Source organism: Dactylosporangium siamense, from assembly GCF_016862795.1.
Taxonomy (GTDB): domain Bacteria; phylum Actinomycetota; class Actinomycetes; order Mycobacteriales; family Micromonosporaceae; genus Dactylosporangium; species Dactylosporangium siamense.
Map to the genome: position 1 here is coordinate 74129 of NZ_BONQ01000167.1, position 22109 is coordinate 96237.

Sequence of the window (22109 nt, forward strand, 5' to 3'; positions counted from 1 at the left end):
CCGCGGCGACGGGTGGTCAGCAGCGGGGGACGCCGGGGATGTAGCCGTCGTAGCCGGTGAGGACGTAGGCGTCGGCGATGTAGCGGCCGGTGCCGATGCGGTCCCAGATGTTGCTGGTGCCGTAGGTGCCGTCGACGGTCGTGCCCGTGGTCTGGCAGGCGATCGTCACGCCGGTGCCGTCGGCGACCGTGCCCACGGGGTCGTAGCCCGTGCCCGGGCCGGAGCGCACGGTCAGCGGGGTGCCGGCGGTGTTCACGGTGCCGTTGCCCGAGCCGGACGGGCAGCCGTTGTCGCTGGTGTAGTTCTTCGTGCCCCAGTACAGGGCCTGGGTGCCGTTGAACTTGATCTTCACGGAGGTGCCGCCGGAGCGCTGCTCGTAGTGCAGGTGCGGGCCGGTGGAGCCGCCGGTCGTGCCGACGTAGCCGATGACCTGGCCGTAGCGCACGGTCTGGCCGACGGACACGTTGAACCGGCTCAGGTGGGCGTAGTAGGTGGTGTAACCGCCGCCGTGGTCGATCCTGACGTACTTGCCGTAGCTGGTGTTGCCGAGGTCCGTGACCCGGTCCACGGTGCCGGACGCACTGGCCACGACGGGGTCGCCGTCGTCGTTGGTCCGGTTGAAGTCGATGGCGTTGGCGGGGCTGTGGTCGGAGCGGGTCTGGCCCGACCACACCTGGCCGCACGGGAACGGGACCTTGAACGTGGGGGCCGCGAGCGCGGCGGTCGCCGGGACGACGATCACGGCGGCGGCGGCCACCAGGGTGGCGAAGGCGCGGATCATGGCGCGCCGGCGCGGAAAGAAATTCACCATGCCCGCGACTTTATCGTCAATTATCTATGCGCGTAAGGTCGGAGCCTGTCTATGTGTGGAAGGTCGGAACTTGCTGTCGTGGGGTGCCGTGACCAAGACTGTGCGGCATGGTTTCGACGGGTGCCGACCATCGATGGTTCGCCGTGGGCACCTCGGGTGCGGCCGACCCCCGCGCGGCCGGCGCGACGGCGGCCCGGGCCGCCGTCGGTGACCGCGACGACGCCCGCCTGCTCATGGTGTTCTGTTCGGCGCTGCACGACCCGGTGGCCGTCCTCGCCGGGATCCGTCCGGTGGCCGGTGCCACGCCGCTGATCGGGTGCTCGACGACCGCCGTCATCGCCGCCGGGCAGTCCGATGTGGACTCCGGCGTCTCGGTCGTCGCCCTGGGAGGGCCGGGCTTCGACGTGACCACCGGGGTCAGCCTGGACGTGAGCGGGCGGCAGCGGGAGGCTGGCGCCGAGGTCACGGACCGCGTCACCCGGGCCGGCACCGGCCGCCGGCACCAGGTGCTGGTGCTGCTGACCGACGGCCTGGTGGTCGGGCAGGAGGAGATGCTCGCGGGGGCCTACAGTGTCGTCGGTGCGAGCATGCCCATGGTCGGGGGTGCGTCGACGCCACACCCGACGGCGGCCCGGCACACCTTCCAGTTCCACGGTGACCAGGTCGTCGCGGACGCGGTCGTCGGCGCCGTCATCGCGTCCGACGGGCCGTTCGGCGTCGGGTTGCGGCACGGCTGGCGCAAGGTCGGCGAGCCGATGATCGTCACCAAGAGCGACCGCAACGAGGTGCTGACCCTGGACGACCGGCCGGCGGTCGAGGCGTACCTGAGCCGGTTGGGTGCGCCACCGGAGGCGTTCGCCGACCCGCCGGCGTTCGAGCGGTTCGCGGAGTGCCGGCCGATCGGGGTGCGCAGCCGCGGGGGCGAGGTGGTCCGCAACGTCGGCAACTCGTCCGGTCTGGCCCGTGGCGTGCTGTGCTCGTCCGGAGAGGTGCCGGAGGGCGGCGTGATCTGGCCGATGGAGGGTGACGTCGACACCGTGCTGCAGGCGGCCGACGACGCCTGCCGGGACGCGGTGGCGGGCCTGGCGGGCGCGGCGCCGCTCGGGTTGATCGCGTTCGACTGCGAGACACGGGCCAGGCTCCTGGGCCCCGACGGCCAGCGCCGGGAGGTGCGCAGGATGGCGGCCCATGCCCGCCCGGCACCCCTCGCCGGCCTGTACACCTGGGGCGAGGTCGCCCGGACGAAAGGGATCAACGCCTTCCACAACCAGACGCTGGTCGTCCTCGCGGTCGGCTGACATGCTGCCACCGGCGACCGCGCTGCCAACCCAGCAACTGGCGGAGTTCCTGGCCGTCATCTCCGCCGTCCCCGACGAGCCGACGGCGACCAGGGTCGCGGCCGAGCGGGCCGCCCGGGCCCTGGAGGCCGAGGTCGGTGTCGTGCTCGACGGGCCGGTGGTGATCAGCGCCGTCGGGTTCCCGGCGGGCCGGACACCCGGCGCCGACCTGGCCGAGGTGGCCCGCGGCGAGCGCACCGTGCTCGAGGTGCCCGGCGCCGGGCCGTGCCGCACGGCCGTCGCGCCGGTCGCCGGCCAGCTCCGCGGTCACCTGGTGGTCGCCAGGTCCGGCGACGACGGGTTCACCGCGGACGAGGTGAGCCTGCTGCGCGGGATGGCCCGGGTCCTCGAGCTGACCGTCGCCCGGCTGCACACCCTCGCGGCCGAACGCCGGCGGGCCGCCGAGAACGTCCAGCTCCTCGCCGCCCTGCAGGAGCGCCACCGGCTGCTCGAGGAGCTGTCGAAGGTGCAGCGGGCCATCGCCCGCCACGAGCCGCTGCAGTCGATCCTCGACGCGATCACGGCCGGGGCCCGGGACCTGCTCGGCGACGACGCCGCCGGCCTGCGCCTGCGCGACCCGGACGACGCCGGGATGACGGTGCTGCACGCCGGCCGGGGACTGCCGCCGGGCCAGGAGCAGCGCCGCGCCCGGGTCGAGGACGCCGGCGTCGCCGGTCAGGCCATGCTGCGCGACGACCTCGTCGTGGCGGAGCGCTCCGGGGAAGGCGGCCTGCGCTCCGTGATGGCCGCGCCGGTGCACGACAACGGCGTCGTGGTCGGCGGCCTCCTGGTCGGGGCGTACCAGCCCCGCCGGTACAGCGCCCGGGCCCGGGAGACGCTGCGGGTCTTCGCCGACCAGGTGAGCCTCGCGGTGACCGACCACCGGACCCGCGAGAAGGCGTACGAGGCGCACCACGACCCGCTCACCGGGCTGGCCAGCCGGGCACTGTTCCTGGAGCGGCTGGAACACGGCCTGGCCGGCGCCGCCCGGCACCCCGGCCGGGTCGCGGTGCTGTTCATCGACCTCGACCGGTTCAAGGTCGTGAACGACTCCCTCGGGCACGCCGCGGGCGACGCGCTGCTGATCGAGGCGGCGCACCGGCTGCGCTCGTGCCTGCGGCGCACCGACACGGCGGCCCGCATCGGCGGGGACGAGTTCGCCGTCGCGCTGTTCGACCTGGCCGCCGGCGAGGCGGAGAAGATCGCGCAGCGGATGCTGGGCCTGCTCCAGGACCCGTTCGAGGTGCTCGGCAAGGAGGTGTTCGTCAACGCGAGCATCGGCGTCACCTTCAACCAGGACAGCGACGGCACGGCCGGCGGCGGCACGGGGGAGGACCTGATCCGCGCCGCGGACCTCGCGATGTATCAGGCCAAACGCAACGGCAAGGGCCGCTACGAACTGTTCGAGCCGGCGATGCAGGAGCGGCTGCTGCGCACGCTCGACCTGGAGGCCGATCTGCGCCGGGCCGTCGAGCGCGACGAGTTCGTCCTGCGCTACCAGCCGATCTTCGATCTCAGGGACGGCCGGATCGTCGCCGTCGAGGCCCTCGTCCGGTGGCACCACCCGGACCGTGGCATCGTCCCACCCGGGCAGTTCGTGCCGCTGGCCGAGGAGACCGGACTGATCGTGCCCATCGGCGGCTGGGTGCTGCGGGAGGCGTGCCGGCGGGCCGGCGCCTGGAACGCGGCCGGCCGGCCGCCGCTGACGGTGCAGGTGAACCTGTCGGCGCGCCAGCTCCAGGAGCCCGACCTGCCGGAGCTCGTGACCCGGGCGCTGGGCGACGCCGGCCTCGACCCGTCCCGCCTGGTCCTGGAGCTCACCGAGTCGCAGCTCCTCGACGACACCGAGGCGATGATCCCCCGCCTCGGTGAGCTCAAACGGGTCGGGGTGCGGCTGGCGCTCGACGACTTCGGCACCGGCCACTCGGCGCTCGCGTACCTCCGCCGGTTCCCGATCGACATGATCAAGATCGACCGGTCGTTCGTGGCGGAGACGGAGCGCGACCTGGCGCCGGCGCCCTCCCTCGCCAGCGCCATCGTGCAGCTCGGGCGGACCCTCCGGCTCGTCGTCGTCGCCGAAGGCATCGAGACCCCGCAGCAGCAGCGCCGGTTGCGCGACGCCGGCTGCCATCTGGGCCAGGGCTACCGGTTCGCCGCGGAGCTGCCGCACCACGAGGTCGAGGCGCTGCTCACCGGCGGTGCAGCCGAGCGGTGGCGATGAAGTCGGTCAGGCTGTCCAGGTCGTCCAGGGCGTGCCGGGTGAAGTCGACGGTCACGTCGTACTCCACCTCGACCGCGTCGACCAGGCGGACCGTCGCGAGGGACGACACGCCCATGGCGATGAACGAGCAGCCGGCCGCGCCGACCTCGGCCGGGGTGAGCAGGCCGTCGGACGCCTCCGCGACGGCGCCGGCCAGCCAGGCACGGATCCGGGTGCGGGCCGGCGTCTGGTCGGTCCAGACCCGCTCGACGTGGTCGAGGCACTCGTCCCGGCTGCCGCGGTGCCCCTCGGCGACCCAGCCGGGCGGCAGGTCGTCGTCCACGGCCCAGATCGTGTACTGCTCGTCGGCGTTGATCACTACGCGGTAGTCCATCAGGTCCTCTCCGAGGTGGCGCGGGCCGCCGCGTCCAGGGCGGTCCGGATGTCGGTGGCCGGGGTGTCCAGGACGGCCAGGCCGACCAGGTCGTCGGCGAGCGCGTCGGGCACCTCGTCGTCGAAGCGGCGCAGCACGTACAGGCCGGCCGCGGCGATCGCGGCGATGGCGACGGCGTACACGGCGAACATGAGGCCGAGCCCGCGTTGCGGACCGGTGCCGAACACCAGTCCGGCGCTGCCGGCGAGGGGGCCACCGGCGCGCAGCAGGGGCCGGAACAGTTCGGCGCCGAACGGTGCGACGATCCCGAACCCGATCGGCATCGTCGACCACGCGATCAGCGTGTTCAGGGAGAACACCCGGCCGTGCAGCCGCTGCGGGACCTTGACCTGGATGATGGTGGTGTACACGCCGTTGAGCAGCGTCAGGGCCAGGGCCATGCCGAGCGCGCCGGCGCCGATCAGGACGAGGTTCTCGCGCAGCCCGGTGACGAGCGCGCACGCGGCCAGGCCGAGGGTCGCGACGAGGACGCCGGACATCCGCCGGTGCCGCGGCCCGCCCCAGGCGGCCATGACGACGCCGCCGGCGAAGACGCCGAGCGCGGACACGAACGACACCTGGCCGACCTCGCGGAGGGTGCCGAAGGACAGGACCAGCGGCGAGAGCATCAGGAAGGTCGCGGACAGCGGCACGTTCAGGGCCGCGAACCACAGCAGCATGCGACGGAAGTTCCGGTTGCCCCACACGTAGCGGAAACCGCCGGCGATCTCCGCGCGCAGCGTCTCGTGGCGGCGCCACGGCATGGTGGCCGGGAACCGCACGGCGAGCACGACGGCGAACGCGACGAGATAGCTGGCCACGTCGAAGGTGAGGATGCCACGCAGCCCGATCGTGGCGAGCAGCCCGGCGCCCAGCAGCGGCGCGACCAGCTGGGCGAGGCCGGCGCCGAGCTGGCCGATCCCGGCCGCGTGGCCGAGCAGGCGCTTCGGCACCAGCTGCGGGATCGAGGAGATGTAGGCGACGCGCTGGAACGACAGCGCGACCGACAGCGCGACGGTGGCCGGGTAGAGCGCGCCGACGCTCAGGTGCCCGGCCCACAGCAGCGCCGCGAGGACCGCCTGGACCCCGCCGGCGGCCAGGTCGGCGGCCAGGACGATGCGGCGCCGGTCGTGCCGGTCGACGAGCGCCCCGGCGACCGGCAGCGTGAGCAGGCCCGGGACGAGGCCGAGGACCGCGAACAGCGCGAACTGCGCGACCGACCCGGTGGTCAGGTAGATCCAGACCGGGATCGCGAACTCGGTGAGCGCGGAGCCGAACATCGACACCAGCTGGCCGGCGGAGACCGCCGCGAACCGGCCCAGGCTCGGCTGCGGCCCGCCGGCGACAGCGCGGTCGGGCGACACAGCGCGGTCGTGTGACACAGCGCGGTCGTGTGACACGGCGCGGTCGTGTGACACAGCGCGGTCGTGTGACACGGCGCCGTCGTGTGACACGGCGCCGTCGTGTGACACAGGCCGGTCGTGTGACTCCGCGTGCCGGAACCAGGTGCGGTCCGTCGCATCAGGGGGCGGCGGCCCGAACTGCGGCGTGTCGATGATCTCGGCGATCTCGGCGGCCCGGTACTTCAGGAAGAAGTGGCCGGCCTCCCGCAGCACCACGACGGCGCTGTGGTCGGACAGGAAGTGCCACTCGCGGAACCGCTCCTCGTAGAACTCGGTGGCCGGGTCCCGGGTGCCGACGATGGTGACGAACGAGGCACGCAGCCGCTCGGCGCCGGTCGCGTACATCGCGGTGTAGTACCGCTCGGCGTCGACGGAGTCGCGGCGCAGGTTGCGCACGATGTGGCGGGCCTCCGCCGGGTCGAGGCCGCCGAGGTCGGCGCCGATCGAGGTGAGCCAGTTGTGGTAGACCCGGTCGCCGCGCAGCGCCTCCATCCGCGCGACCTTCGACAGGGTCCGGGCCAGGCGGCCGCGCGGCTCGGTGAACGGGAACATCGCGCCGATGTAGACGGTGTCCACGTCGCGGCCGGCCGCTTCGAGCCGCCGGGCGAGGGCGATGGCGAGCGCCGACCCGACGGCGCAGTGGCCGTACAGGCTGATCGGCCCGGCGACCGTCGCGAGGATCTCCTCGACGCAGCGGTCGATGAGGGCGTCGAAGTCGAGCCGGTCCTCGATGATGCCGACGTCGTGGCCGGGGATGGCGACCGAGTACAGCGCGTACCGGTCCGGCAGCGCGTCCGCCAGGGGCTGGTACACCACGGCGCTGCCGCCGCCGAACGGCACGCAGACCAGGGACAGCTTTGCCTGGGGCCGGTCCGGGGTGAGCCGGCGGATCAGCGCCCGCGGGCCGCCGGCCGGCCGGTCGATCAGGGCGGCGAGCTCCCGCACCGTCGGGTGCTGGAACAGGTCGATGACGCCGACCGCCGCGCCGGCCCGGCGCAGCCGCGCGACCACCTGCGTCGCCAGCAGCGAGTGGCCGCCGAGGTCGAAGAAGTCGTCGTCGGCGCCGACCGCCGGCAGGTCGAGCACGGCCGCCCACACGTCGGCGACGAGCCGCCCGGTCGCGGTCTCCGGCGGCGCACCCGCGTGCGCGGTGCGGACGGGCGCCGGCAGCGCCCGCCGGTCGAGCTTGCCGTTCGGCGACAGCGGCAGCACGTCGAGCTCGACGAACGCGGCCGGGACCATGTAGTCGGGCAGCAGCCGCTTCAGCGCGGCGCGGTCCGGCACTGCGCCGGCGACGTAGGCGACGAGCCGCTGGTCGCCGGGCCGGTCCTCGCGGACGATGACCGCGGCGTCGCGCACCCCCGCCTGCTCGCGCAGCACCGCCTCGATCTCGCCCAGCTCGATGCGCAGGCCGCGCAGCTTGACCTGGCCGTCGATGCGGCCGAGGAACTCGATTGTGCCGTCCGGCCGCCAGCGGGCCAGGTCCCCGGTGCGGTACAGCCGGGAACCGGGCGCACCGAACGGGTCGGGGACGAAGCGTTCGGCGGTCAGCCGCGGCCGGCGCAGGTAGCCGAGCGCGACCTGGACGCCGCCGATGTGCAGCTCGCCGGGCACGCCGGTGGGCTGCGGCCGGAGCCGGTCGTCGAGGACGTGCAGCGTGGTGTTGGCGACCGGGGCGCCGATCGGCACCCGGTGCGCGTCGTTTGAAAAAGCGGCGGGGACCTGCCACGCGCTGACGTCGACGGCGGCCTCGGTCGGCCCGTACAGGTTGTGCAGCTCGGCGGCGGGCAGCTGGGCGAGGCAGCGGCGGGAGAGGTCGGCCGGCAGCTCCTCGCCGGAGCAGACGACGGCGCGCAGCGCCGCGCCGCCGAACGGGGCGTCGTCCGCCAGGAACGCGGCGAGCATCGACGGCACGAAGTGCAGGACGGTGACGCCCTCGCGGTCGATCAGGGTGCGCAGGTACGACGCGTCCTTGTGCCCGCCGGGCCGGGCGAGGACGAGCCGCGCGCCGGTGATCAGCGGCCAGAAGAACTCCCAGACCGACACGTCGAACCCGGCCGGGGTCTTCTGCAGGACCACGTCGCCGGCGGTGAGCCGGAAGCGGTCCTGCATCCAGGCGAGCCGGTTGACGATGCCGCGGTGCGCGTTGGGCACGCCCTTGGGTCGTCCGGTCGAGCCGGAGGTGTAGATGACGTAGGCGGTGTCGCCGGCGGTCGCGGTGACGGGCTGCCGTTGCGCGGATGCGTCCAGGGCGTCGAGCCGGATCACCGGGCAGCCGCCGAACGCGACCGCCGGCTCGAGGACCAGCACCGCGCGGAGGTCGGCGTCGGCCGCCATGAACGCCAGCCGCTCGGCCGGGTACTCCGGGCCGAGGGGCACGTACGCGGCCCCGGTGCGCAGGACGCCGAGCAGCGCGCCCGGCAACCGCAGCGACCGCGGCGCGCACACGCCGACCCGCGTGCCCGGCCCGGCGCCCACGGCCCGCACCGCGGCGGCGACCTGGTCGGCGTACCGGTCGAGCTCGGCGTAGCTCCACGTGGTGTCCTCGAACGTCACGGCCGGCGCGTCCGGCGTGGCGGCGACCTGCGCGGCGAACAACCCGGGCAGGGTGGCGGCCCGGTCGAAGGGCACCGACGTCGCGTTCCACGACGCCTGCGCCGCGCGTTCGTCGTCGTCGCGCAGGTCGAGCGCGGCCACCGGGGTGAGGGGGTCGGCGACGGCGCCCCGCAGCAGCGCGGTCAGGTGGCGCACGAGTCGCCGCACGGTGGCCTCGTCGAACAGCGCGGTGCTGTAGATGAACTGCCCCCACAGCCCGCCGCCGGCGGTGTCGCTGACGTACAGCTCGAGGTCGTAGCGCGTCGCCCACGCGGTGATCTCGTAGCCGTCGAGACCGTCGCCGCCGCCCGCGGCGCCGTAGTTCTGCACCGCGAGCAGCGCCTGGAACAGCGGCGACCGGGACACGTCGCGGGGCAGGTTCAGGTCGGCGACGACGCGTTCGAAGGGTGTGCCGGCGTCCGCGAGGCCGGTGAGCGCGGTCTCCCGTACCCGCAGCAGCAGCTCCGTGAAGGTCGGGTCGCCGCCGAGGTCGACGCGCATGACGAGGGTGTTGACGAAGCAGCCGATGACGTTGTCGAGCTCCGGCGCGCCGCGGCCGGCGACGGGGGAGCCGATCGTGAGGTCGGTCTGGTGCGCGTGCCGGCCGAGCAGGGCGGCGTACGCGGCGAGGATCGTCATGTACAGCGACGCGCCGTGGTTGTCGGCGAGGGCCCGGACCCCGGCGGCGAGACCGGCGTCGATCTCGAACTCGACGCTGCCGCCGTCGTAGGTCAGTTCGGCCGGGCGCGGCCGGTCGGCCGGCAGGGCGAGGGGTTCGACGCCGGCGAGGCGCTGCGCCCAGCGGGCGACGCCGGCGGCCGGCTGGTCCCGTTGCCAGGCCGCGTAGTCGCCGTACTGGACCGGGACGGGCGCGAGGCCGCCGCCGTCGTACGCGGTCATCAGCTCGGACAGCAGCAGCGGCACCGACCAGCCGTCGATCGCGATGTGGTGGACGGTCAGCGCCAGGATCGCGTCGTCCGGGGCGAGCCGGACGAGCGCGGCCCGCAGCGGTTGTTCGGTGGCGAGGTCGAACCCCCGGGCGTGCAGGGTTTCGACGGCGGCCCGGGCGGCGTCGGCGTCGGCGGCGTCGACGACGGCCAGCTCGACGGCCGGCTCCTCGTCGATGACGAGGGCCGGGATCCCGTCGCCGGCGGCCGGGAACCGGGTCCGCAGCGCCTCGTGGCGGGCCACGACGCGGCGGAGCGCGCCGGCGAGCCGGTCGGCGTCGATCGCGCGCCGGATCCGCCTGGCCACGGGCACGAGGTAGGCGCGGTTGCCGGGCGCGTACTGCTCCATGAACCAGAGCCGCTCCTGCGCGAACGACAGCGGCGGCACCGTGCCGGCCGGCCGGGCGGGAACGGTCCGGTTCGCGGTGCGCCGGCGCAGTCGTTGCGCCAGGAGCGCCTGGCGGGCGTCGTCGACGGTCACAGGGTCTCCGCTTCCAGCAGGCCGGCCACTTCGTCGTCGGTGAGCCCGGCCAGGTCGTCGAGGAGCCGCTGCTCGACCGTGGCGGCCAGGTCGGCCAGCCGGCGATGCGTGAAGAGCAGGCGGACGGGCAGGTCGAGGTCGGTGATGGCGCGCAGCCGGGCGGCGACGCGGACGGCGAGCAGCGAGTGCCCGCCGAGGGCGAAGAAGTCGTCGTCCACGCCGGCGCCGTCGACGCCGAGGACGTCGGCCCAGACGTCGGCGACCAGCCGTTCGGCGTCGGTGCGCGGCGGCCCGGACGGTCCGGGCCGGCTGGGCACGGCGGGCAGTGACCGGCGGTCGATCTTTCCGGACGGGGTGCGGGGCAGCGCCTCGACCGCGACCCACCGGTCCGGCACCAGGTGGCCGGGCAGCTCGGCGGCGAGGCGGGCGCGGAGCGCGTCGACCGGCACGGCACCGGCCACGTAGGCGACGAGCGCGCCGTCGTGCGCGGCCACCGCGGCCCCGGTCACCCCCGGGCAGGCGAGCAGGTGGTGCTCGACCTCGGCCGGTTCGATCCGGAACCCGCGGATCTTCAGCTGGTCGTCGAGCCTTCCGGCGAAGTCGAGCCGGCCGTCCGCGCGCAGCCGCACGCGGTCGCCGGTGCGGTAGCAGCGCGCGCCGCGCCACGTGACGAACCGGTCCCGGGTGAGGTCGTCCCGGCCGAGGTAGCCGCGGGCCAGGCCGGTGCCGCCGAGCAGCAGCTCACCGTGCGCGCCAGGCGGCACCGGGCGCAGGTCGGCGTCGACGACCGCGACGCGCACGCCGGGCAGCGGCAGGCCGATCGCCGGGGTCCAGGCCGCGTCGCCGGCGCCGAGGTCGGTCGAGGTCGCGATGACGGTGGCTTCGGTGGGGCCGTACGTGTTGACGAGGCGCACGGTGTCGCCGAACCGGGCGCGCCACCGGGCCACGGCCGCCGCGTGGACGGCCTCACCGCCGAGGATGACCAGCCGCAGCCGGGGCGGCCAGGCGACCGTGTCGAGCTGGGCGACCAGGTCGTGCCAGTACGCGGTGGGCAGGTCGAGCACGGTGATCTCGGGTCCGGTGGGACCGGCGAGGACGTCGGGCAGGCTGAGCGGGCCGTCCGGGAGCAGCCGCACCGTGGCGCCGGCGGCGAGCGCGGGCCACAGCTCCTCGACGTGCGTGTCGAAGGCGAGGGGCGCGAACTGGACGATCGTGTCGCCCGGGCCGAGCCCGTAGTCGCGGCGCATCCAGTCGACCCGGGCGGCCAGGGCCCCATGGTCGACGACGACGGCCTTCGGGATGCCGGTGGATCCGGAGGTGTACAGCACGTACGCGGCGCCGTCCACCGCCGCTGCCGGCGGCAACGCCGGCCACGGTGCCTCCCCGACGGTGTGGACGGCGCCGCTGCCGGTGACGAGCTCCGCGATCCGGGCCGCCGGCTGCGCCGGGTCGACCGGCAGGTACGCGCCGCCGGCCCGCCAGACGGCGAGGAGCGCGACGATCGTGTCGATGTCCCGGTGCGCGGCGACGGCGACGACGTGACCGGCGGCTCCGGCCGCGCGCAGCCCGGCCGCCTGTTCGTCGGCCCGCCGGTTGAGCTCGGCGTAGGTCAGCGACGAAGCGCCGCAGCGCAGCGCGACCCGGTCCGGGTCCGCGTGGCGGGGCAGCTCGGACACCGGCGATGGTGCGGCCGCGACGGGTGCCGGGGCGGCGAGGGCGGCGATCAGGGCCTCGTCGTCGGGGGTCAGCAGCGGCAGCGCGCCGGCCGGGGTGGCCGGGTCGGCGGCGATCGCGGCGCACAGCACCTCGAACCGGCGCGCCCAGCGCTCGACGGTCGCCGCGTCGAGCAGGTCGGTGTCGTAGCCGAAGACGAGCGTGAGCCCGCCGGCGGCCCGCCACGCCTCCAGCATCAGGTCGAACTTGGCCTGCCGGTAGCCGGAGTCGAAGAACGACGCGCGCAGGTCGGCGAACTCCTCGACCGGGGTGCCTTCGTCCTGGGTGTGCAGGATGCACATGGTCCGGAACAACGGCTCCGCCGCCGCGCCGAGGTGTTCGAACGGCGCCTCGGCGTGGGTGAGCGCGTCGAGGACGCTTTCGCGGGCCCGGCCGAGCAGGCCGGTGAACGGTTCGTCCGGGTCGACGTGGTTGCGCAGCACGACGGTCCGGGCGAAGTAGCCGACGGCCCGTTCCAGCTCGACCCGGTCCCGGGCCGCCAGGGTCGAGCCGACGAGGACGTCGGACTGGCCGGTGTGCCGGGCGAGCAGCACCTGGTAGGCGGCGAGCAGCACGGCGAACAGGCTGGTGCGGGCGCCGGCGGCCAGGTCCTCGAGCCGGCCGGTGACGTCGGCGGGCAGGTGGGCGCCGGTGAACGCGCCGCGGTGGGTGGGTTCGGCCGGGCGGGGCCGGTCGGTCGGCAGGTCGAGCGCGGTCGGGTCGCTGAGCCGGTCCCGCCAGTAGGCGAGGTCGGCTTCGAGGTCACCGTCCGCCGCCGGCACGGGTGGCAGCGGCGCCAGCGGCCGACCGGCGTACAGCGCGGCGAGGTCCTCCCGCAGCACGTTGAGCGACCAGCCGTCCCCGGCGATGTGGTGCACGACCAGGCACAGGACGTGGTCGGCGGGGCCGAGCCGCAGCAGCGTGGCCCGCACCGGCGCGCCGGCCCGCAGGTCGAACGACGCGTTCGTCCGCCGCGCGACCGCGGCCCGGGCCGCCGTCTCGGACTCCACGTCGAGGACCTCGAGCGGCACCGTCGCCGGTCCGATGTGGACGCCCGCGTCGCCGGCGACCTCCGGGTAGCCGCACCGCAGTGCGACGTGCCGGGCCGCGAGGCCGTCCAGGGCCCGCCGCAGCGCGCCGCCGTCGAGGGGGCCGCGCAGGCGGAGCACCAGGAACATGTTGTACGCGGCGTCGCCGGGGTCGAGCCGTTGCAGGAACCAGAGCCGGCGCTGGGCGTCGGTCAGCGGCGGCGGGCCGTCCGGCACCGCACCGGCGGCGGTGTCGCCCCCGGCGGGGACCCGGCGGGCGAGGGCCTCGACCGTCGGGTGGTCGAACAGGTCGCGGACGGTCAGGCCGGGCAGCCGAGCCGCGACCTTGACCGCGAGCAGCGAGTGGCCGCCCATGGCGAAGAAGTCGTCGTGCGTCCCCACCCGGGCCGCGCCGAACACCTCGGCGAACACGGCGGCGACGCGCGTCTCGGCGGCGGTGCGCGGCGGCACGTGCGCGGCGGCGGTGTGCGGTCGCGGGTCGGGCAGGGCGGCCCGGTCCACCTTGCCGTTCGGGGTGAGCGGCAGCGCGTCGAGGACGGTGACGGTGGCCGGCACGGCGTACGCGGGGAGCGCGGCGCGGGTGGCGTCGCGGATCGCGCCCGGGTCGAGGTCCGCGCCGGGGCGGGCGGTGACGTATGCCGCCAGGGCGTCGTCGCGGACCGCGGCGACCGCGGCGGCGACCCCCGGGCAGCCGGCGAGGGCGGCTTCGACCTCGCCGAGCTCGATCCGGTGCCCGCGCAGCTTGACCTGGGTGTCGAACCGGCCGAGGAACTCCAGGCCGCCGTCGGCCCGGCGGCGGACGCGGTCGCCGGTGCGGTACATCCGCGCTCCCGCCGGTCCCCACGGGTCGGGCCCGAAGCGGTCGGCGGTCAGCCGCGGCCGGCGCAGGTAGCCGAGCGCGACGCCGGCGCCGGCGATGACGAGCTCGCCGGGCACCCCTGCGGGGACGGGCCGGGTCCGGTCGTCGACGACATACCCGCGGGTGCCGGGGATCGGGCCGCCGATGGACACCGCCGCCGGCGATGAGGGCACCGGCCAGTACGTGGACCAGATCGTCGTCTCGGTCGGGCCGTACACGTTGGTCAGCCGGTCGACCTTGCCGCGCAGCTCCGCGGCCAGGGCCGGCGGCAGCGCCTCGCCGCCGACCAGCGCGGCCGGCACGTCATGGTCGAAGCCGGCGGCGAGCAGCACCCGCCAGCCGGACGGGGTGGCCTGGACGTCGGTGACGCCGTGCGCGGCGATGAGCGCCCGCAGCGCCGCGCCGTCGCCGGTCTGCGCGTCGCCGGCGACGACGACCCGGCCGCCGCGGCTGAGCGGCAGGTGCAGCTCGAGCCCGGAGATGTCGAACGACAGCGAGGTGAGCGCGAGCCACGCGCGGCCCTCCTGGGGTCCGGTGATGTCGGCGAGGGCGGCGACGAACGCGGCGAGCGCGCCGTGCGGCACGACCACGCCCTTGGGCCGTCCGGTGGATCCCGACGTGTACAGCACGTAGGCCGGGTCGTCGGGGCCGGTGGTGATCGCCGGGACGGCGACCGGTGCCGCTGCGGAGGGGGCGTCGATCAGCAGCGACGCCGCGCCGAACGTCGCCGCGAAGGCGGGCTCGGTGAGCACGGTGGTGACGCCCGCGTCGGCGATGACGAAGGCGAGGCGGTCGGCCGGGTACGCCGGGTCGAGCGGCAGGTACGCGGCGCCGGCCCGCCAGACGGCGAGGAGCGCGACGACCATCGCCGGCGACCGGGACATCCCGACGCCGATCAGCGGTCCGCGTCCGCGCAGCCGGGCGGCGAGCCGGTCGACCGCGGCGTCGAGGTCGCGGTAGGTGAGCTCGACGCCGTCGCCGGTGACCGCGACCGCGTCGGGCGTGGCCCGGGCCCGCGCCTGGAACAGCTCGGCGACCAGCGGGGTGCGTTGCCCGGCGCCGGTGCCGTTCCACCGGTGCAGTGCCTCGTGCCGTTCGTCGTCGTCGAACCAGCGCAGGTCACCGATCGCGGTGTCGGGCCGCCGGGCGGCGTCGTCGAGCAGGACGAGGAGCCGGCGGATCAGCCGCTGCGCGGTGCCGGGGTCGAACAGGTCGCGGTCGACGGTGAGCACCCCGACCGCGGCCCCGGGGCCCTGGACGACGTCGAGGGACACGTCGGTGCGGGCGGCGTCGAACGGGTGGTCGAGGAGCTCGGCGTCGAGGTCGCCGAGGCGCGGCCGGTCCTGCTCCTGCCGCAGGTACATGATCATGGCGGAGAACAGGGGGGTGCGGCTGCGGTCGCGGGGGGCGCCGAGCGCCGACACCACGCGTTCGAACGGCGCGGCGTGGCTCAGCGCGCCGAGCACGGTCCGCCGGGTGGTCCGCAGCAACGCGCGGAACGTCGGGTCGCCGGACAGGTCCGTGCGCAGCACGAGGGTCTCGGCGTAGCAGCCGACGCGGTCGGCGAGGTCGGGGTCGTCGCGGCCGAGGACCGGCGTGCCGAGGCAGATGTCGTGCTGGCCGCTGACGCGGCCGAGCAGCAGCGAGAACGCGGCGACGAGGGCGGTGTAGACGGTGGTGCGTTCGGCCCGGGCCACCGCCTCCAGCCGGCGCAGCAGGTCGACGGGGAGGTCGAAGACGACGGAGCTGCCCCGGCCACGGCGCACCGCGGGACGCGGGTGGTCGGTCGCCAGTTCCAGGACCGGGGCGCCGGCCAGCCGTCCGGTCCAGTATCCGAGGTCCGGTGCGGCGCCGGCGTCGTCCGCCGGCGGCTCGGGCAGTGCCGGCAGTGCCGGCGGGGTGCCGGTGGTGTGGGCGCGGTACAGCGTGTCGAGGTCACGCCGCAGCACCTGCAGCGACCAGCCGTCGGCCGCGACGTGGTGGGCGACGAGCGCGAGCACGTGCCCGTCCGGCCCGGCGTCGATGAGCAGGCAGCGGAGCATCGGGCCGGCGGCGAGGTCGAACGGCCGCGCGACGAACCCGGCGACCAGGTCGCGGGCGTCCTCGAGGCCGGCCGCGGCGGCGGTTTCGAGGCGGACCCCGCCGGGCGCGGCCGCCAGCACGGGCGTGCCGTCGACGAGGTCGACCCGGGCCCGCAGGGTCTCGTGCCGCCCGGTCACGTCGTCCAGCGCGCGCTGCAGCGCCGGCCGGTCCAGTCGCCCGCGGACGTGCAGGACGAGCGGGAGGTGGTACGACACGTCGGCGGGGTCCAGTTGGTGCAGGAACCACAGGCGTTCCTGGGCGGCGCGGAGCGCGCGCATCACGGCTCCTTCACGGTCTGCGCCAGGGCGGTCAGGAACCGGGCCGCTTCGCGGCCGTTGATGACGCGGTGGTCGTAGGCGAGGCCGACCTGCGTCACGGTCCGGGTCGCCGGCCGGCCGTCGCCGTCGAGGTACAGCTCCGGCCGCGGGGCGGTGACCGCGACCGCGCAGGTCTGACCCGGGAACACGATCGGCACGGCCAGGCTCACGTGGGCGTCCAGGTGCAGCGTCAGCGTGATGTTCGCGCCGTCGAGGTCGGCCTGGCGGAACGTGCCGCCGGCGGCTGCCACCCGGTGCCTGGTCAGCGTCCGGGCGATCGCGCCGATCGTCGCGGTGTCCGCGTCCCGGACCACCGGGACGTAGAGGCCCTCGCCGAGGTCGACGGTGACGCCGACGTGCGCGGCGCCGGCCGGGTGCAGCGTCACGCCGTCGTCGTCCAGCCGGGCGAAGCACATCGGATGCGTCGCGTGCGCCGACCCGATCGCGGCGACGAACAGTTCGGCCAGGCCCACCGGCCGCCGTGCCTCGCGGGTGAGTCGCGGCGCCCGCTCCAGGGCGGCGCCGACGTCCACCGTCATGGCGGTGTAGGCGGCGGGGATGGTGGCGGCCGACCGGGCGACGGTGCGCGCGACGGCCCGCTGGTTGCGCGACAGGCCGGCGGACGGCCCACCGAGGGCATCCACCGTGTCCGCCGTGTCCACCGTTTCGACTGTGTCCACAGTGTCCACTATGGACGCTGTGTCCACTGTGTCCACTGTGGACGCTGTGGATGCCGTTGGTGCGGGGGCGGCGCCGGTCAGGGCGTCGATGTCGGCGCGGCGGACGATCGGGCGGCCGAGCGCGGCGACCCGCTCCGCGCTGATGCCGAGTTCGGCCATGCGGGCGAGCGCCGGCGCGGTGATCGTCGGGCCGCCCGCCGGTGGCGGGGCCGGCGCCTCGACGGGGCCGGCGGCGAGGTCGTCGACGAGCGCGATGACCTGCCCGGGGGTGATGTCGGCGCCGGCCGCGGCGCGGTGGCGCAGCACGCCGCCGGCGGCGGCGGTCAGCTCCTCGACCGCCTTCGACGTCTCCACCTCGGCGACCGGGGCGCCGGCGGGCACCGCCTGGCCGTCCGGGGCGAGCCAGGCGAGCAGCACGTAGCTGTCGTCGTTGGTGTTGAGCTTCGGCACGGCGATCTCAGCCACGGACCGTCCTCACCATGGCGTCGTAGATGGTCCCGGCGGTCACGAGCACCTCGCGTTCCAGGTGCGGCGCGGCGGGGATGACGGCGCCGGCGGCGTGCACGAGCGTCACGGGCGCGGCCAGGTCCGCGAAGTGCCGAGCGTGCACGTGCTGCGCGACCTCGGCGCCCCAGGTGCCGCCGGCGGTGCCGTCCTCGGCCACCACCACGTGCGGGACGGGTGGCAGGTCGAGCGAGACCGGATACAGCCGCGACGGCACCACGAGCAGGCCGGCGATCTCATCCTCGATCAGCAGCCGGTGCAGCGCGGCCACGGCGCGTCCGGCCGTGCCGCCGGGCGCGACGAGCACCAGGTCCGGCGGTTCGCCGGTGCCGACGTAGGCCACGCCGTCGCGTACCGACGCGGTGAAGGGGTGCGGCACGGCGTGCATGCGGCGGGTGTAGAGGATCTTGTCCTCGACGAACACGCACGGCTGGGCGAGCGCGAGCATCTCGGCGAAGACCTCGGCCGCGTCGCGGAACGGCGACATCTCGAACACGGCGAGGCCGGGGACGCCGATGAGGTGCTTCGTCAGCGTCTGGCTGTGCGTCGGGCCGTAGCCGCGGCCGCCGCCGCTGGGGCAGCGCACGATCAGGCGCATCGGCAGCCGCGTGCCGTACATGGTGACGGACTTGGCGGCGAAGTTCACCAGGGGGTCGAAGCCGAGGGTCAGGAAGTCGGCGAACATGTACTCGACGATCGCGGTGTCACCGGCCAGGGCCAGGCCGGCCGCGACGCCGGTCATGGCCGACTCGCTGATCGGCGTCGACAGGACCCGGTCCGGGAACCGGGTGGACAGCCCGCGCGCGACCTTGAACGCACCGCCGTACGGGTCGAGGAGGTCCTCGCCGATGAGGTACGCCCGTTCGTCGCCGGCCAGGACGCTGTGCAGCGCGGCGTTGATGTTGTCGGCGACCCTCACCGGTCGGTCCACTCGGCGGGCGGGCGGGCCGACACGTCGGCGACGACGCGGGCGACCCGGTCCCGCTGCGCCCGGTCGAGCTCCGGCGCGGCGGCGGCCAGGGCCGGATACCAGTCGGGCAGCGCCGCGACCTGCTCGGCGGGGCGGGTGTCGTCGCCCTTGCTGTGCGGGCCGAGCCGTGGGACGTGGAACTCGGCGATCAGCGGCTCGCCGGCCCGGACCCGGGCGACGAGCGGCGCCAGCCCGGCCCGGATCGCGGCCGGGTCGGTCCCGGTGATCCGGGTGTGGGCCAGGCCGAACGCGGCGGCGCGCCCGGCGACGGTGCCGGCCATGGCCTGCCCGGTCGGCGTCGACTGGGCGATGCCGTTGTGTTCGACCACGACCAGCAGCGGCAGGTGCCAGAGCGCGGCCAGGTTCAGCGCCTCGTACACCGCACCCTCGCCCCAGCTGCCGTCGCCGATGTACACGCAGGCCAGGGCGCCCGGCCGGTGCCGGCGCAGGTGCAGCGCGAGCCCGGCCGCGACCGGGAGGCTCTCGCCCTGGACCCCGGTCGAGAGGTATCCGGGCCGGTGGATGTGCTGGCTGCCGCCGACGCCGTGGCACACCGCGCCGGCCCGGCCCATGATCTCGGCGAGGAGCCCCTCCGGGTCGTCGAACCGGGCGAGGTAGTGGCCGTGCCCGCGGTGGTTGCTCAGCACGTGGTCGTCCGGTCCGAGCAGGCCGCTCACGGCCACGGGCACGTGCTCCTGGCCGAGGCAGGTGTGCGTGGTCCCGGACAGTTCGCCGCGCGCGAACAGGTCGAGCAACGCCGTCTCGAAGTGCCGGATGAGCAGCATCGCCGCCCGGTCGGCGCGGACCTGGTCGGGGGCGTCAACGAGGGCCGGCAGCATGCACGACTCCGTTGACCGTCGGGTGGTCGAAGAACGTGTCGATGTCGACGTCGAGGCCGAGCGTCTTGCGCATCCGGGCGATGATCTGCGTCGCGGTCAGCGAGTCGCCGCCCAGGTCGAACAGGTCGTCGTCGGGACCGATGGCCTGGTCTCCGAACACGTCGCGCCAGATGGCCAGGACCGGTTCGACGAGGTCCCCGCCGGGCGCCGGCGTGGGCCCGGCGGCGGGTGCGGGGACGGCGGCGGGCAGGACCGGCGCGGCCGTGACGACCAGGTCGCGCAGCGGGGTCGCGGGGTCGGCGGCGACCCGGGTGAGCACCGCGCACAGGTCCCCGGCGAACCGTTGCGCGACCGGCGCCGCCGCGGCCGAGCAGCGCAGCCGCGCGGTGACCGTCGTGCCGTCGTCGACGGCCTGCAGTTGCAGGTCGCCGCGCACGCTGCCGGCGAAGGCCAGCCAGTCGACGTCCGCCGGGGCACCGTCGAACCGGGGCGGGGCACCGACCCGGCGGTAGCTGACCGACACGGGCGCCACCGCCGCGTGCGGCCGGATCCGGCGCACCGCCCGGGCCAGGGGCACCGAGCGGTGCGGGTACATGGCGCGCAGCGCGCCGCGCAACTCCGCGGCGAACTGCGCGAACGTGGCGTCACCCGGTTGCGAGTCGACGGGAAGTTCGGTCGCGAACGGTCCGATGACGTCGGCGGCGCCGGGCTCCCTGGTCGACAGGTCGACGCCGGTGGTGACGCGCTGGTTGCCGTGCCCGGCGAGGGTCGCGTGGACCGCGGCCAGGAGCGTCTCGAACCGCGTCAGCCCGGGCAGGTCGGGCAGGGGCGGCGTGAACGCGTGCACCTGCCCGGGCCCGTGGTCCCGGCCGGTGAGCACCTGGTCGCCGACGAGCACGGGCAGCGGCTCGGCCCACCGGCCGTCCCAGAACGCGGCCGCCGCGGCCCGCCGGTCCGCCAGCCGCGCGGCGTCGGCGGCGAGCTCGTCCGCGGCGGTGCGCGGCGGCGGCGCCGGGATCTCACCCGCGTAGCCGGCGGCCAGGTCGCGCAGCAGCACCTCCTTGGACTGCCCGTCGAAGACGAGGTGGTGCGCGGTGATCACCAGCGTCCGGCCGAACAGCGCGAACCTGACCAGCGGTCCCCGTTCGAGGTCGAACGGCCGCGCGATCTCCTCGTCGACCGGCTCGTGCGGCCCGGCCACGCGCAGGCCGCTCGCGGCGACCGGGGTGAGATGGGCGACGCCGTCACGGTCGACGATCGCGCTGCTCAGCAGGGCGTGCCGGTCGGCCGCGGCCGCGCAGGCCTTGGTCAGCAGGCCGACGTCCGGCTCGTGGGCGAACGTGACGACCAGCGGCAGGTGGTAGGCGGTGGGACCGGCGCCGGCCGCGGCGACCCACATGCCGTGCTGCGCCGCGGATGCCTGGATCATGTCAGCGTCCTTCGCAGGGATGACTTGTCGACCTTGCCGCCGCGGTTGCGCGGAAGCCTGTCCACGGCGTGGACCCGGGAGGGGATCTCGTGCGGCGCGAGGCGGTCGGCGAGGAACGCCCGCAGCTGCGGCGGGGTCAGCGACGCGTCGCCGCCGACCACGATCACGGCGGCCAGTTCGACGCCGAGCACCTCGTGCGGCAGCCCGACGACGGCGGCGTCGGCGACCGCCGGATGCTCGTGGATGGCCGCCTCGATCCGCAGCGTCGACACCCGGTGGGCGCCGGTCTTGACGACGTCGCTGTCCCGCTCGACGAGGTACAGGAAGCCTTCGGCGTCCACGTAGCCGACGTCGCCCATCCGGACCCAGCCGTCCTGGAACGTGGTGACGCCGGTCGCCGTGTCGCCGAAGTAGGTGCGGGCCGGGGCGGGGGAACGCATCCAGACGGCGCCGATCTCGCCGGGCGCGCAGGGCCGCCCGTCGTCGAGGACGCGGAGGCCACCGCCGGCGATCGGCCGGCCGACGCTGTCCGGCCGCTCCGGGTCGTACGCCATGGCGGTCTGCGCCGGGGCGGCCTCGGTCGACGTGTAGTAGTTGACGATCGTCGCGTTCGGCAACGCGGCCGCGAGGCGGGCGGCGACCGGCCCGGGCAGCGGCGCGGCGGCCGACCCGAGCAGCCGCACGCTGCTGAGGTCGTGGCCGTCGCCACGGTCCACGCAGGCGAGCAGTTCCATGGCCATCGCCGGGACCACGAACACCGTGCCGGCCTTCCAGTGGGCGATGGCCCGCGCGAAGCGCAACGGGGTGAACCGCGGCAGCGTCACCACGGCGGGGTGGGCGAGCAGCGCGTTCATCAGCATGACCTGGGCCGCGTTGGTGCCGATCGCGAACGCGTGCACCAGGTGCCGGGAGTGCCGGAACGGCCGGTGCCGGGCGCCCGCCCCGTAGGTGACGTTGGCGTGGCTCGCGGCGACGCCCTTGGGCCGCGCGGTCGTGCCGGACGTGTACAGGATCTGCGCCAGACCGTCCGAGGTGGACAGGTCGGCGCCGGTGGGGGATTCCGCGCCGTCGTCGGCGGCGTGCGTCCATCCGCCGGTCCAGCCGGCTGCGTCGCCGGCGTGGACGAGCCCGGTGGCCCCGCAGTCGCCGAGCACGTGCGCCAGCTCGGCGGGTGGCGCGTCGTCGGGGACCGGGACGGCGGCCGCACCCAGCCGCTGCACCGCCACGTAGGCGACCGCGTAGTCGAGCCACCCGGCGGCACCGAACCGCAGCCCGACGCGATCGCCCGGCGCGACGCCGTGCTCCCGCAGGCGCCCGGCGAGGCCGGTCGCGCGTCGCTGCCAGGCGCCGAACGTCAGCGCGCCGACACCGTCAACGACCAGCGCCTCGCGGTCCGGCTCCGATTCGGACCGGTCGGCGAGGAGGCGTGGAACCGTCGGCGGAACGGCGTGCAAAACCAC

The 22109-nt window shown here is 75.5% G+C and carries 11 protein-coding genes; 2 read left to right on the forward strand and 9 right to left on the reverse strand.

Going from position 1 to position 22109, the window contains the following annotated elements; translation table 11 throughout:
• Positions 1-16: 16 nt before the first annotated feature.
• On the reverse strand, positions 17-811 hold the full coding sequence (locus Dsi01nite_RS50380) for a M23 family metallopeptidase (RefSeq protein WP_239136984.1): 795 nt from the start codon (positions 809-811) through the stop codon (positions 17-19).
• Between the two features lie 107 nt (positions 812-918).
• On the opposite strand from Dsi01nite_RS50380, the gene Dsi01nite_RS50385 reads away from it, so the two are divergent.
• Positions 919-2109: an FIST signal transduction protein gene (locus tag Dsi01nite_RS50385; RefSeq protein ID WP_203853631.1), complete on the forward strand. Its 1191-nt coding sequence runs from the start codon at positions 919-921 to the stop codon at positions 2107-2109.
• A 1-nt stretch (position 2110) separates the two neighbouring features.
• Entirely contained in the window at positions 2111-4369 is a 2259-nt protein-coding gene (locus tag Dsi01nite_RS50390) for a putative bifunctional diguanylate cyclase/phosphodiesterase (protein ID WP_203853632.1), read from the forward strand.
• On the opposite strand, the gene Dsi01nite_RS59050 is transcribed toward Dsi01nite_RS50390, so the two are convergent.
• Genes Dsi01nite_RS59050 through Dsi01nite_RS50430 form a run of 8 tightly spaced genes read right to left on the reverse strand, consistent with a single transcriptional unit; the run spans position 4338 to position 22109 of the window.
• Positions 4338-4742 carry an MbtH family protein gene (locus Dsi01nite_RS59050; protein ID WP_203853633.1) on the reverse strand — a complete coding sequence of 135 codons (405 nt, stop codon included), beginning with the start codon at positions 4740-4742 and terminating at the stop codon, positions 4338-4340. The two genes, Dsi01nite_RS50390 and Dsi01nite_RS59050, sit on opposite strands and share 32 nt — an antisense overlap.
• Positions 4742-10207: a non-ribosomal peptide synthetase/MFS transporter gene (locus Dsi01nite_RS50400; RefSeq protein WP_203853634.1), complete on the reverse strand. Its 5466-nt coding sequence runs from the start codon at positions 10205-10207 to the stop codon at positions 4742-4744. The genes Dsi01nite_RS59050 and Dsi01nite_RS50400 overlap by 1 nt, the downstream gene beginning before the upstream one ends.
• On the reverse strand, positions 10204-16188 hold the full coding sequence (locus Dsi01nite_RS50405) for a non-ribosomal peptide synthetase (protein WP_203853635.1): 5985 nt from the start codon (positions 16186-16188) through the stop codon (positions 10204-10206). Before Dsi01nite_RS50405 ends, Dsi01nite_RS50400 begins: the two co-directional genes overlap by 4 nt.
• A complete protein-coding gene (locus Dsi01nite_RS50410; protein WP_203853636.1) occupies positions 16188-17372 on the reverse strand; it encodes a 2-oxo acid dehydrogenase subunit E2 in 1185 nt (394 codons plus the stop codon). Before Dsi01nite_RS50410 ends, Dsi01nite_RS50405 begins: the two co-directional genes overlap by 1 nt.
• Positions 17365-18330, reverse strand: coding sequence for an alpha-ketoacid dehydrogenase subunit beta (locus Dsi01nite_RS50415; RefSeq protein ID WP_203853637.1), 966 nt, complete (start codon positions 18328-18330; stop codon positions 17365-17367). The genes Dsi01nite_RS50410 and Dsi01nite_RS50415 overlap by 8 nt, the downstream gene beginning before the upstream one ends.
• Positions 18327-19220 carry a thiamine pyrophosphate-dependent dehydrogenase E1 component subunit alpha gene (locus Dsi01nite_RS50420; protein WP_203853638.1) on the reverse strand — a complete coding sequence of 298 codons (894 nt, stop codon included), beginning with the start codon at positions 19218-19220 and terminating at the stop codon, positions 18327-18329. Before Dsi01nite_RS50420 ends, Dsi01nite_RS50415 begins: the two co-directional genes overlap by 4 nt.
• Positions 19201-20649: a condensation domain-containing protein gene (locus Dsi01nite_RS50425; protein ID WP_203853639.1), complete on the reverse strand. Its 1449-nt coding sequence runs from the start codon at positions 20647-20649 to the stop codon at positions 19201-19203. The genes Dsi01nite_RS50420 and Dsi01nite_RS50425 overlap by 20 nt, the downstream gene beginning before the upstream one ends.
• Positions 20646-22109, reverse strand: a complete 1464-nt coding sequence (locus tag Dsi01nite_RS50430; RefSeq protein ID WP_239136986.1) for a class I adenylate-forming enzyme family protein — start codon at positions 22107-22109, stop codon at positions 20646-20648. The genes Dsi01nite_RS50425 and Dsi01nite_RS50430 overlap by 4 nt, the downstream gene beginning before the upstream one ends.

What these genes read in the sequence shown, in the direction of transcription:
- Dsi01nite_RS50380 (WP_239136984.1), bottom strand. Translation starts at nt 811, where the DNA reads ATGGTGAATTTCTTTCCGCGCCGGCGCGCCATGATCCGCGCCTTCGCC.
- Dsi01nite_RS50385 (WP_203853631.1), top strand. Translation starts at nt 919, where the DNA reads ATGGTTTCGACGGGTGCCGACCATCGATGGTTCGCCGTGGGCACCTCG.
- Dsi01nite_RS50390 (WP_203853632.1), top strand. Translation starts at nt 2,111, where the DNA reads ATGCTGCCACCGGCGACCGCGCTGCCAACCCAGCAACTGGCGGAGTTC.
- Dsi01nite_RS59050 (WP_203853633.1), bottom strand. Translation starts at nt 4,742, where the DNA reads ATGGACTACCGCGTAGTGATCAACGCCGACGAGCAGTACACGATCTGG.
- Dsi01nite_RS50405 (WP_203853635.1), bottom strand. Translation starts at nt 16,188, where the DNA reads ATGCGCGCGCTCCGCGCCGCCCAGGAACGCCTGTGGTTCCTGCACCAA.
- Dsi01nite_RS50420 (WP_203853638.1), bottom strand. Translation starts at nt 19,220, where the DNA reads ATGCTGCCGGCCCTCGTTGACGCCCCCGACCAGGTCCGCGCCGACCGG.
- Dsi01nite_RS50425 (WP_203853639.1), bottom strand. Translation starts at nt 20,649, where the DNA reads ATGATCCAGGCATCCGCGGCGCAGCACGGCATGTGGGTCGCCGCGGCC.